Annotated in this window: 9 protein-coding genes and 1 pseudogene; all 10 read right to left on the reverse strand. The window is 58.3% G+C overall.

The window, feature by feature from the left end; all coding sequences use genetic code 11:
- A pseudogene (locus tag AC1D2P_RS13015) lies at nt 1-162 on the reverse strand (DUF2931 family protein); the annotation flags it as partial.
- 18 nt (nt 163-180) lie between these two features.
- Nucleotides 181-834, reverse strand: coding sequence for a DUF2931 family protein (locus AC1D2P_RS13020; protein ID WP_477758248.1), 654 nt, complete (start codon nt 832-834; stop codon nt 181-183).
- The gene (gene tssI / locus AC1D2P_RS13025) at nt 827-4333 is read right to left on the reverse strand and encodes a type VI secretion system tip protein TssI/VgrG (RefSeq protein WP_477758249.1); all 3507 of its coding nucleotides are present in this window, start codon (nt 4331-4333) and stop codon (nt 827-829) included. Before tssI ends, AC1D2P_RS13020 begins: the two co-directional genes overlap by 8 nt.
- 333 nt (nt 4334-4666) lie before the next feature.
- The gene (locus tag AC1D2P_RS13030; protein WP_477758250.1) at nt 4667-5617 is read right to left on the reverse strand and encodes a carbohydrate kinase family protein; all 951 of its coding nucleotides are present in this window, start codon (nt 5615-5617) and stop codon (nt 4667-4669) included.
- 13 nt (nt 5618-5630) lie between these two features.
- Nucleotides 5631-7127 carry a xylulokinase gene (gene xylB, locus AC1D2P_RS13035; protein ID WP_477758251.1) on the reverse strand — a complete coding sequence of 499 codons (1497 nt, stop codon included), beginning with the start codon at nt 7125-7127 and terminating at the stop codon, nt 5631-5633.
- Nucleotides 7128-7146: 19 nt separating this feature from the next.
- Nucleotides 7147-8619, reverse strand: a complete 1473-nt coding sequence (locus AC1D2P_RS13040; RefSeq protein ID WP_109786965.1) for a mannitol dehydrogenase family protein — start codon at nt 8617-8619, stop codon at nt 7147-7149.
- Between the two features lie 15 nt (nt 8620-8634).
- Nucleotides 8635-9738, reverse strand: coding sequence for an ABC transporter ATP-binding protein (locus tag AC1D2P_RS13045; protein WP_109786964.1), 1104 nt, complete (start codon nt 9736-9738; stop codon nt 8635-8637).
- A 33-nt stretch (nt 9739-9771) separates the two neighbouring features.
- Nucleotides 9772-10602, reverse strand: a complete 831-nt coding sequence (locus tag AC1D2P_RS13050) for a carbohydrate ABC transporter permease (protein WP_007936731.1) — start codon at nt 10600-10602, stop codon at nt 9772-9774.
- 10 nt (nt 10603-10612) lie between these two features.
- Nucleotides 10613-11539 carry a carbohydrate ABC transporter permease gene (locus AC1D2P_RS13055; protein WP_408980954.1) on the reverse strand — a complete coding sequence of 309 codons (927 nt, stop codon included), beginning with the start codon at nt 11537-11539 and terminating at the stop codon, nt 10613-10615.
- Nucleotides 11540-11681: 142 nt separating this feature from the next.
- A complete protein-coding gene (locus tag AC1D2P_RS13060; protein ID WP_477758252.1) occupies nt 11682-12992 on the reverse strand; it encodes an ABC transporter substrate-binding protein in 1311 nt (436 codons plus the stop codon).
- Nucleotides 12993-13028 lie beyond the last annotated feature (36 nt).

The raw sequence follows: 13028 nt of genomic DNA on the forward strand, positions 1-13028 counted from the left end.
GTCCTGAATGTCGACGACATCGGCTGTTTCGATCCAGACCTCCATGTAGTCAGGAGCCGAGAATCCCAAGTACCAGGATTTGTAAGGCATTGACTGGCTGTTAGCAAATGTACAGCCACTGAGCAATAACGCGCAGAAGGTAGGTCGTAAATAACTAATCATTAGAGCGTCACGGCTCTGTCACTTCCAAGAATCATAGGGCACACCAAACTTTTCGACGTACGCTTTGGATTGGTCGGATAGCTTGTCGTACTTGCCGCCAGAGTTACCTTCATAAGGTCCACGTGGGTCAATCTCGGCTTTTACCTTAGCCACTTCTATCGCTGGCAGGCACGATCCCATTACCCACACTTTAGCCATCCCTCCGGGTGCCAGATTTATTACCAATACCTCGCGGTAGCCTGTTATCCATTTTCCATCAGCAGCACAAAAGGCTTTTTCACCCTTGCGCATAAGTTCCCTGGTCGACTCGGGTATGTCGATAACCATTTTATAAGTTTGAGGTTCAACCAATGATTGCCATCGGACGTAGATTTTTTTGGGTAAGTCTGCTCCAGTTACATTCTTACCTTTGCCCTGCCCCGGCTTTTCCGGCCAGCCTCTAGGGTCGCCCGTGTTATTGGGAGGAGTCTGTATCGCAGCTATTCCACTCATGGCACGTCTGTATACTTGGCCTTCGACATCAATAACATCAGCTGCTTCGATCCAGACTTCCATGTAGTTAGGTGCTGAGAAACCCAAACGCCAGGCTTTGTAAGGTAGCGTTTCACTGTTGGCTAACGTGCATCCACTGAGCAGAAAGGCGGCGATAGCGACGCGTAAAAAGTTACTCATTTTGATGTGCCGTGCGTACAGAATTTACGTCTGGTCGATTGATGAAGACTATATTCAAGTCACTATTGTTTCGATTTTTAGCGGCGTTCCAGTTGTCAGATAAATGAACGTAACGCTGGAAGAGCAGTTCCTCTTCCTGTGAGGTCAGCCCTATTGTTTTGCTTTTCCCCTGAGCGTACGACAACAATTTTTCGGAGATGGGTATGAGCTCCGCAGGTAGCGCCAGTCTTGGGTTGCTCTCGGGGATTTGTCCAAAAGGCACTCCATTTTCAACGGCTAGTTCGCGCATGATCCGAAAGTAGATCAAGGACAGCTCACTGCGGACCTCTCGTTGACTGCTGACAGCGGCATAAACGTATTTCATATCTTTGCGGTTTTCTTTACCCGTGGTACGAAACGGCACCTCCCACGTGCGGATCTCCAATGGGAGGTTATATTGGGCCAATTGATCCTGTAGCCGCCTCAAGTCCTCTTGGGCAACCTTGTAACTGTTAGCTTCAACAAAAGATGTCCTTTCGTCTACCGGACTCCTACGCGGTTTGCTGAGCAGTATCCGCTCCCTCGCCTTGGGTAGATAGCCGCCACCGAGGTCCGAGTGCACGCCCGGCAAAATAATATCGGCAGCCCCAAGACTGTTTAACGCAAAATTGTAACGTCGCTCATTTCGAGCGACTAATTGGACGACTTTCTTTGCAGCGTCTGGTGCTAGATAGATATTGATCCCTGGGTTAAAAGCATTATTACCATTCCAGTCCCCTACCAGCGGGTTGGCAATGGCTGCAACTGTGTCGTAGACGCCGATGAAATTTATGGAGATGTCGGTATTTGGCTTCCATGCAAAGCTGTCCGATAACATTGGCGATCCCGCCGGCAGCGCTTTAGCGAGAATACTTTGGCTACCTTTTAGTATTTCATTAGCAAAGTCTCTTGCCGCCGCAGAGCCTCGACTGAATCCGAAAATGTCGAACTCAATGTTAGAAATACGCTTATCAGGATTGTTGTTTTTAAAGAGTCGGATCGCCTGAATAAATAGGTCTGGAGTCTCTTCTACCCGCGCCCGGACACCCTGTGCACCTATGCCTGTGCCTTGTGAAAAAGTGGAGTCCTCCTCGGTACTGCTGGTGCCGATCCCATCCACATAAATCGATAAACTCGCCCTTTCTGCATCAATAGGCAGCGCTTCATCCACTTGGTTCTGATAAAGGTCATACAGTCTGGCTACGTTACTGACATCATTGCCATAACTGTTGTCCGGGCTACTTCCTTTGCCGTCGTAGCCAAAAGAGGCGCAGTACTGACGGATGTCTGCGGCCGAATCTTGCAGGTTTACATCCGGAGCGAAGCAACCATAAACACGCTCGCTATTACTGCGGTTGTTCCCCGTACCATCAAAGAACACCCCAATCCGCAACGTAATATCTTCCAGCTCGACCTCTTCTTCCTCTTCCTCAAGTTCCTCTTCAGGATCATCCCCTGCAGCCGTTTTCACTGTCTTGGGCACGGAATCAGCAACAGCATTGAACTTGCCAACCGGCGGAGCACTCAGCACTTTCCCTGCCGCGGCAGCCGCAGCAGCGGCCGGTGTGATCGGCGCAAGAATCTGAATCCCGCTCCCCGCACCCGGCGCACCACCGGAGTTGGTCTTGACCTCAGCCCCGCTGATCGTCACACCCCCCGTATCGACCTTGACGAAACTCCCGCCAGCCGTGGCCGTCAGTTCCATCCCGCCCTCAACCACAACCTTTTCCCCGGCGTTGTAGTGAATCTCCTCACCGGCCTCGACAAACTGCGCCGTCCCGACCTTCACATGCTGGGTCACGGCGACGGTCAGGTGGTCATCGGCTCGCGCTTCGGTCTTGCGGTCGAGGTGGGTGATGCGGTGTTCTTGAACTTTGAACTCGCTGTAAACATTGGCCTCAACCGTGTCGTGCCGCTCGTTGCCGATGCGGATTTTCTGGTCGTGCTCGATGTTTTCGTCCCAGTCGCGCTGGGCGTGGAGGTAGATCTGTTCCGCGCCTTTTTTGTCTTCGATGCGAAATTCGTTGTAGCCCTTGCCGCCCGGTGAGCTGAGGGTTTTGAAGGTGCTGCGGGTTTTGTTCGCCGGAAGGTCGTAGGGGACAACGTTTTCCTTGTGGTACAGGCAGCCGGTCACCAGCGGTTGGTCGGGGTCGCCTTCGAAGAAGCTGACCAGCACTTCCATGCCGACGCGCGGGATGGCGATGCCGCCGTAGGCACTGCCGGCCCAACCGGTGGCGACGCGCAGCCAGCAGCTGGTTTTGTCGTTGGCCTGGCCGTCGCGGTCCCAGTGGAACTGGACTTTGACGCGACCGTATTCGTCGCAATGGATTTCTTCGCCCGGCGGGCCGGTGACGATGGCGGTCTGGCTGCCCAGGACTTTCGGTTTCGGGTGTTCGAGGGCGGGGCGGTAGTGCGCGTCCCAAGGCGTGGCGAGGAAGCGGTTGCGGTAGCCCTGATGGAAATCGTCTTTGTTTTGGGTGACGTCGCTGGTGATGTTCTCGCCCAGCACCTGCGGTTGTTTGCCTTCGTGGACGACTTCCAGCAGCAGCCAGAGGTCGTTCCACTCGGCGCGCGGGTGTTCGCTGAGGGCCATGAAGTGGCCGCTGACCAACGCGGGTTCGTCACCTTTGCCTTCAGCGAGTGCGTAGTCGCTGCGATGGCGCTCCAGGGCGCGGGTCGCCAACTGCTTGCCACGCTCGCGGGTGAGGAACAGGCCAGGGTAGTCGTAGTCTTCGAGGTCCGGGGCGAACGCGGTCTTGGCGGCGCCTTCGGGCAGGATGCGCGGTTTTTCGAAGTCGTAGTCGCGGCGACTGACGCGGGTGGTCCGGGTTTCCAGGCGCAGGTTGAAACGTTTGATCACCGGTTTCTCGGCGGCCATGCCAGAGTCTTGCTGGTAGGCCACGGGCGCCAGTTTGCGGAACACGGTCTGGTCATCGCCAAACACCAGTTTGTGGCCGCTGGCGCTGTGCTGGAAGTGGAAGTGAATGCCTTCTTCTTCGCACAGACGCTGGATGAAATGCAGGTCCGACTCGTCGTACTGCACGCAGTAGTCGCGGTCGGGGTAGATCGCGCCGAGCTGGAAACTGTACGCGTCAGCCAGAATGCCGCGCGCTTCCAGCACCTGCGCGATGATCTTCGGCACGCTCAACTGCTGGAAGATTTGCTGGTCGTGGCTGTGGCGCAGGTACGCCAATTGCGGGCACAGGCTGATGCTGTAGCGGGTCAGTTTTTTACCCGAGTCGCCTTGCTCGATGCGATAGACCAGACCGTGAATGATGCCTTTGCCGGTCGCGCCGAAAGTCAGGCAGCCAGGCTTGTGCAGGATGTCTTCGAGTTTCAGGTCGGGGCGGGCGCTGACCAGTTCGATGTCGAAACAGAACGGTTGGTTGAGGGCTTCGCGACCGACGAAACTGAGGACTTGCAGGTCGGCAGAAACGCCTTCCAGCGTGAGGGAAATATGGGTTGCGTTAGCGTCCAGCATGCCTTGAATTCCGTCCTTTGGATAAGCTGGGGCGGATGGTGCAGGATTAAACGGCCTCGTTCAAGGCGCAAATGGCGTAGGCGAGCGGCTCTCCAACCATCGGGAAAACCCTTAGTGGCACGGTTTGGACCAGTGAATCCGGGAGGTATTTCGTTATGTTTTACTAGGATTTCTGGTGTCACAGTCTTGAAGTAGCGACGAACCGAGAGGAGGCGGTGTGAGTGACACCGCCATCGCGGGCAAGCCCGCTCCCACATTGGGATTGTCGCCGACCACAAAAACTGTGCTCACCGCAAATCCCCTGTGGGAGCGGGCTTGCCCGCGATGCGGCCATCAGCTACGGCGAAGATCCAGTTGATGCCGATACGGCAAATCCGGYCCGGTCTTGCTGCACGTCAACGCCGCCGCCTGCACTGCAAACTTCAGCATCGCATCAATCTGCTCGCGCCCAAGCTGCTTCAACCCCTCAATCGAATCCAGCTGCTGCTCGGTCAACCAGGTAATCAACGCCGCCTGGAACGTATCACCAGCCCCAACTGTGTCAGCAATCTTCACGGTACTGGCCGGCACCGACCATTCGCCATGAACACGGCTAAACACCGTCGCACCTTCACCGCCCCGGGTCAGGAACACCAACTGACAGCGATGCTGCAACCAGCCTTCGATCACCCGTTGCGGATCTTCCTCGGGGTACAACAGACTCAAATCCTCGTCGCTGACTTTGATCAGGTCCGCATACTCGACCAGTGTCGCGATCCGCGAACGCCAGAGTTCGATGTTTGGTTCTGGATTGAGCCGCACGTTGGGATCAAGGCTGATCAGGCGTTGACCGCTTTCGCGTTGCACCAGCGCCAGCAGCGTGTCGGCAATCGGCTGCACCACCAGCGAGAATGAGCCAACGTGCAAGCCGCGCACCTCGGGCCCCAGCGCCGGCAGGTGTTCGAGTGTCAATTGCCGATCCGCGCAACCTTCACCTCGAAAGCTGTAGTGCGGCGAGCCATTGGCGCCGACGGCAACCATTGCCAGCGTGCTTGGCGCGGCGAAATCCACCAGGTAATCGGCGCGTACGCCTTCACCCTGCAGCACTTGCTGCAAGCGTCGGCCGAGGTAGTCGGTGGACAGCCCGGCAAACAACGCCGACTCCACACCCAAACGGCGCAAACCGACCGCCACGTTGAACGGCGAACCGCCGGCAATCGCCTTGAAATTCACTTTTGAAGCCAGGCCGCTGGCGTCCTCTTCACTGAAGAAATCGAACAGCGCTTCGCCACACACCAGGTACATAGTTACTCACTCTTTAAAGGGTTGCGACATGCTGTCGATAGCGTTCATAGGCCTGCTCAAAGGCCTGCACATTGGTGGCAATCGGCAAGGTTTCGCTGGCCAGATCAAGCGTTACGCAGCGCTCGCACAGGTCGGCCAGGCTGTCCTCGTGCCCGTTTGCCCAGGATTTGCACCACGCCACCTGAATCGCCGCGCCAAGGGCGGCGGCTTCGCTTTGTTCGGTGCAGATGACAGGGGTGTTCATGATGTCGGCGACGATCTGTCGCCACACCGGACTCTTCGAGCCGCCGCCGATCAGGCAGATGCTGCGGCTTTGTAAGCCATTGTGCCGCAACAGGTCCAGCCCATAACGCAATCCGAAGGTCGTGCCTTCCACCCCTGCACGGCACAGATTTGCCTGGGTCAGGTTAGTCATCGTCAAGCCCAGCAGGCTGCCGGTGGCGTGGGGCAGGGCGGGGACGCGTTCGCCGTTAAGGAATGGCAGCATGCACACGCCTTCGGCTCCGATGGGGGCCTGCGCGACCCAATCGTTGAACTGTTGGATATCCAGGTCGAACAACTCGCGAATAGCACCCGTCGCGTTGGTCAGGTTCATGGTGCAAATCAACGGCAACCAACCACCGCTGGATGAACAGAAGGTGGCGACCGAGGCGTCCGCGCTGACTTTGGGCTGATCGGCATAGGCGCACACCGTGCCCGATGAGCCGAGGCTCATGGTGATCGCGCCGGGCTTGATGTTGCCGGTGCCAATCGCGCCCATCATGTTGTCGCCGCCACCGCTTGAAACCAGCGCTTGCGGGTTGATGCCCAAGTGTTCGGCGATGCTCGGCAACAACGTGCCGACGGCCTGGTGGGCGTCGATCAACTCCGGCAATGCGGCTTGCAGGCGGCCGGTGGGATCAATGTCACGCAGCAGTTGCAGATCCCATTGACGGGTGCGTACGTTGAAATAACCGGTGCCGGAGGCGTCGCCGTATTCACTGCAACTGCGGCCGGTGAGCCAGAAATTGAGGTAGTCGTGGGGCAACAGGATGCGGGCGATGCGGGCGAACACGTGCGGGTGTTGCTCCTTGGTCCAGAGCAGCTTTGACACGGTGTAACCGGGTGCGATGACGACGCCGAGGCGCTCAAGCGAACCCTTTTCACCACCCAGATGCGCCAGCAGGCGATCGTTTTCCGGAGTGGATTCGGTGTCGCACCAGAGTTTGGCCGGACGCAGCACCTGGCCTTGATCGTCGAGCAGGACCAGACCATGTTGCTGGCCGGAAACGCCGATGCCGAGGATGTCCTGGCCGTCGACATTGGCTTCGCGCAGCGCATTTCGGGTGGCCAGGGTGAAGGCATACAGCCACTGGCGGGTGTCTTGCTCACGGCGACCGTTGGCGTCGCTGATCAGGCTGTGGGCGGCGGCACCCTGGCCCAGCACCTGGCCGCTGACCGAGTCGAGGACAATGGCTTTAGTGCCTTGGGTGCCGCAATCGATGCCGAGAAATAATTGTTGATTTGCCATGAATGTCCCCTACAGATCGTCAAGCCAACACCCGTTCCAACGTCCGCGTCACACCCACGTCGCGCAAGCTGTTGCAACACCACTCGAATGCCGCCACAAACTCGGCCGAATGCGGGATCGCCGTGCCAAAAATCTCCTCGACCGCGAGCAATCGTTGGGTGATCAACACATCATCCGCTACCAGTGCCTGACAGAACGCCGCCCGTGGATCAGGGATCGAGTAGGTATCGCCATTCTCATCCACACCCTTCAAATACAGGGCCCACGCCGCCACGACCAGCGCGGCCCGTTTGGTTTCGCGACCATCAGCAATCAAGCGGTTGATGGTCGGGAGGGTGAACTTGGGAAACTTCGACGAACCGTCCGAGCACACCCGCTCCAGTTGATCGGCAATGGCCTGGTTGGAGAAGCGCTGCACCAGCGTGTCTTTGTAGTCCGTCAGGTTAATCCCTGGCACGGGCGACAGCTGCGGGGTCACGTCCAGGTCCATGTAGGCGCGCATATAGCGCACGAACAGCGGGTCGTTCATGGTTTCGTGGACAAAACGGTAACCCTTGAGAAACCCCAGATAGGTCAGTGCCAGATGGCTGCCGTTGAGCAGTTTGATCTTCATCTCTTCATAAGGCGTGACGTCATCGGTGAATTGCACGCCGACCTTTTCCCACGCGGGGCGACCGTTGACGAACTTGTCTTCCAGCACCCATTGCACAAACGGTTCGCAGACCACCGGCCAGGCATCGTCGACCGCGTGTTTGTCGGCCAGTTGCAGACGATGTTCGGTGCTGGTCATCGGCGTAATGCGGTCGACCATGGCGTTGGGAAAACTCACATTGCGCTCGATCCAGTCGCGCAGATCGGCGTCGCGCAACGCGGCGAAGGCCAACAGAGCCTTGCGGGTGACCGCGCCGTTGTGGGGCAGGTTATCGCAGGACATCAGCGTGAACGCCGGCGTGCCGGCCGCTCGACGCTGGGCCAGCGCCGCACACAGGAAGCCGAAGACGGTCGTCGGCGAATCCGGGTGCGCCAGGTCGTGCTGGATCTGCGGCAGATCGGCCATGAACTCGCCGGTACTGTCGTCGATGCAATAGCCGCCCTCGGTGATGGTCAGCGAGACAATGCGGATGTCGGGGCTGGCGAGTTTATCGATCAGCGTTTGCGCACCGTCTTCAGCCAGCAGCATGTCGCGGATCGCACCGATGACCCGGACTTCGGTGTCATCGGTATCGCCCAGCTCAAACAGGGTGAACAGGTAGTCCTGCTCGTTGAGATCGTCCCGGGCGCGGCGGTCTTCGGCGCGCAGGCCGACCCCGCAAATGGCCCAGTCCAGCGCTTCGCCAGTATTCATCAGCGCGTCGGTGTAATACGCCTGATGCGCGCGGTGGAAACCACCCACGCCAATGTGCGCGATGCCTTGGCGCGTGTGGCTCAGTGCATAGGCGGGCAGACCCACCTCAGGCTTGAGGCGATGCAGATTCTGATTATTGAGTTTCATCACATAGTCTCGGGATCAGGCGGCGGCGCGCAGTGGGCGAGTGAGCGCCACGCCGTCGGCATCGAATAAATGGCAGTGTTCAGCGTCCAGGTGCAGGTTCAGGGTTTCGCCATAACGGCTGGCCAGGTCGCCACGCACGCGCAGGGTCAGGGCTTCACCGGACGTGGTCACGACGTGGCAGAAGGTGTCGCTGCCCAGGCGCTCGCTGACGTCGGCGGTGACCTGCAGCGTGCAGTCGCCGGTCTGCGCCAGTTCCAGATGTTCCGGACGAATGCCCAATGTCACAGCGCTGCCGACGCTGAGGGTCGCCGCGCTCAATGGCAGGCTGATGCGGGTTCCGGCGTCCAGCAGCACTTCGGTGTGCTGGCCCTCGATGCGGGTCACTTTGCCCTTGAGGAAGCCCATTTTCGGCGTGCCCAGGAACCCGGCGACAAACAGGTTGGCCGGCTGGTGATACAGGTCCAGCGGCGAGCCGACCTGTTCGATTTTACCGCCATTGAGCACGACCACCTTGTCGGCCATGGTCATGGCCTCAACCTGGTCGTGGGTCACGTAAATCATCGTGGCTTGCAGTTCTTTGTGCAGGCGCAACAGTTCCAGGCGCATCTGCACCCGCAGGGCGGCGTCGAGGTTGGACAGCGGTTCGTCGAACAGGAATATTTTCGGGTTGCGCACAATCGCCCGGCCGATGGCCACGCGCTGACGCTGACCGCCAGACAGCTGTTTCGGCTTGCGTTCGAGCATCGGCCCCAGTTCCAGGATGCGCGCCGCTTCGCCGACTTTCTTCTCGACTTCCGCTTTTGGCACGCCGGCCAGATCGAGGGCGAACGACATGTTTTTGCGCACACTCATGTGCGGGTACAGGGCGTAGGTCTGAAACACCATCGCCAGGTCACGCTTGGCCGGGCTGACTTCGGTGATGTCGCGTCCATCGAGCTCTATGGTTCCGCCGCTGACTTCTTCCAGGCCGGCGATCAGCCGCAGTAGCGTGGACTTGCCGCAACCCGACGGACCGACGAACACCACGAACTCCTTGTCGTTCACTTCCAGGTCGATGCCTTTAATGATGGAAAAGCCTTCGAAGCCTTTTTGCAGATTCTTGATTTTCAGGTTGGCCATGGTGGCGCTCCTTTTGTGCTTATTCTTTGAGGGCTATTTCACGGCGCCGAACGACAGGCCGCGGACCAATTGTTTCTGGCTGATCCAGCCGAAAATCAGGATCGGCGCACAGGCCAGCGTCGACACCGCCGACAACTTGGCCCAGAACAACCCTTCGGGACTTGAGTACGAGGCGATCAATGCAGTCAGTGGCGCGGCTTTCGACGAGGTCAGGTTCAGCGACCAGAACGCCTCGTTCCAACACAGGATCAGCGACAGCAAAACGGTCGACGCCAGGCCACCCTTGGCGATGGGCAGCAGCACCCGGACCATTTCCTGCCACAGCGTGGCGCCGTCCAGGCGTGCGGCTTCGAGGATGTCTTTGGGGATGTCTTTGAAGTAGGTGTAAATCATCCAGACCACGATGGGCAGGTTGATCAGCGTGTAAATGACGATCAGCGCAATGCGCGTATCGAGCAGGCCAAAGCTCTTGGCCAGCAGGTAGATCGGCATCAACACGCCCACCGGCGGCAGCATTTTGGTGGAGAGCATCCACAGCAGCGTGCCTTTGGTGCGCTGGGTTTCATAGAACGCCATCGAGTAGGCCGCCGGCACCGCAATCAGCAGGCACAACGCAGTGGCGCTGAACGAAATCACCACCGAATTCCAGGCAAAGCTGAAGTAGTCACTGCGCTCATTGATGTGCAGGTAGTTCTCCAGTGTCGGCGTGAAGATGAACTGCGGCGGCGTGGCGAATGCATCGATTTCGGTTTTGAAACTGGTCAGCACCATCCAGAAAATCGGAAAGAAAATCAGGATGGCGATGGCCCAGGCCAGGGTGCCGAGCAGCAGGCTTTGCAGGCGGCGGGATTGTTGAAGGGTCATGGCGCAGGCCTCAGGCTTTGTCTGTCAGGTTTTTGCCGATCATGCGCACCAGCACGATGGCCGCGATGTTGGCGATCACCACGGCGATCAAACCACCCGCCGAGGCCATGCCGACGTCGAATTGCACCAGCGCCTGGTTGTAGATCAGGTAGGCGAGGTTGGTCGAGGCGTAGCCGGGGCCGCCGTTGGTGGTGGTGAAAATTTCGGCGAACACCGAGAGCAGGAAGATGGTTTCGATCATCACCACCACCGCAATCGGTCGCGCCAGATGCGGCAAGGTCAGGTGCCAGAAGATCGCAATCGGCCCGGCACCGTCGAGGCGCGCCGCTTCTTTCTGTTCCTGATCGAGGGACTGCATGGCAGTCATCAGGATCAGGATCGCGAACGGTAGCCATTGCCACGACACAATGATGATGATCGACAGCAACGGGTAATGCGCCAGCCAGTCCACCGGTTGCGCGCCGAACAGTTTCCAGACGTAGGCGAGGATCCCCGACACCGGATGGAAAATCAGGTTCTTCCAGATCAGCGCACCGACGGTGGGCATGATGAAGAACGGCGAAATAAGCATCACCCGCACAATGCCGCGGCCCATGAACTCAGAGGCCTCAAGCAGTGCACTGATCAGCACGCCGAACACCACGCTGATCAGCAAGACGCTGCCTACCAGCAGCAACGTATTGGTAGCGCCGGGCAGGAAGCCCGAATCCGTCAGGAAGTAAGTAAAGTTCTCCAGCCCGACGAACTCGTTTTCACCCGGATTAAGCAGGTTGTAGCGAATCGTTGAGAAGTAGACGGTCATGCCCAGCGGCACAATCATCCACAACAGTAACAAGGCCACTGAAGGGCTGACCAAAAACCAGCCGGGATTGGTCAACCGGCTTTTACGCACCGGTTGGGGCAGGTCCATGTGAGCTTTGGCAGTTGAAATATTCATGGCATCAAAACCGATTGGCTACAGGTAAATGAAGTTCAGCTGTAGGAGCAAAGCTTGCTCACGATTGCCGCGATGCAGTCCTTCGGATGAACCTCGTTATCGTTCATCGCGAGCAAGCTTTGCTCCTACAGGGATTGAGGGGTTACTTGGGATAACCAGCGCGCTTCATCTCGCGTTCGGTGGTTTGCTGGGCAGCAGCCAGGGCTTGATCAACGGTGGTTTGACCGATCAGCGCCGCTGAGAACGCCTTGCCAACCTGGGTGCCAATGCCTTGGAACTCAGGAATGGTCACCAACTGAATGCCGATATAAGGCACCGGTTTGAGCGTCGGTTTGCTCGGGTCCGCGGCCTTGAGCGATTCCAGCGTGATCTTGGCGAACGGCGCGGAGTTCATGTAGGACTCGCTGTAGGTCGAGGCGCGAGTGCCGGGCGGCACGTTGGCAATTCCGTCTTTTTCCGCGACCAGCGCGCCATATTCCTTGGAGGTGGCCCAGGCACTAAAGGTCTTCGCGGCGTCCTTGGCCTTGGAACTGGTCGGGATCGCCAGTGCCCATGAGTAAAGCCAGGCCGAGCCCTTGTCGGTGGTTTCATGCGGGGCATAAGTGAATCCGACGTGGTCAGCCACTTTGCTTTGCGTTTTGTCGGTGACGAAAGACCCGGCGACGCTGGCATCGACCCAGATCGCACACTTGCCGCTGTTGAACAGCGCCAGGTTTTCGTTGAAACCGTTACTGGAAGCACCCGGAGGGCCGGATTGCTTCATGGTTTCGACGTAGAAATTCAGGGCGTTTTTCCACTCAGGGCCGGTAAATTCCGGCTGCCACTTCTCATCAAACCAGCGTGCGCCATAGGCGTTGGCGACGGTGGTGATCAGCGCCATGTTCTCGCCCCAACCGGCCTTGCCGCGCAGGCAGATGCCGTACTGTTCTTTATCCTTGTTGGTGAGTTTGCTGGCGAATTCGCCGATCTGGGTCCAGGTCGGGTGCTCGGGCATGGTCAACCCGGCGTCCTTGAACAGGTCAGTGCGGTAATAAGTGATCGAGCTTTCGGCGTAGAACGGCAGGGCATACAGCGAGCCCTTGACCGACAGGCCTTCACGCACTGACGGGAAGACATCGTCGAGTGCATAGCCGGCCGGCAAATCCTTCATCGGCTCCAGCCAACCCTTGGCACCCCACAGTGCGGCTTCGTACATGCCGATGGTCAGCACGTCGAACTGCCCGCCCTGTGTCGCGATGTCGGTGGTCAGGCGTTGGCGCAGAACGTTTTCTTCGAGCACCACCCAATTGAGCTTGATGTCCGGGTGCTCGGCTTCGAAGGTTTTCGACAGCTTTTGCATGCGGATCATGTCGCTGTTGTTGACGGTGGCGATTGTCAGGGTTTGAGCGCCGAAGCTGACGCTGCTGAGGGTCATGCAGGTGAGGGCAAGCAGAGCTTTTACAGAAGGTTGCATCGAGCACTCCTTTTCTGCACCTCGAGGGTTACAGAA

It is taken from the genome of Pseudomonas sp. P1_F1_2 (genome assembly GCF_056405815.1).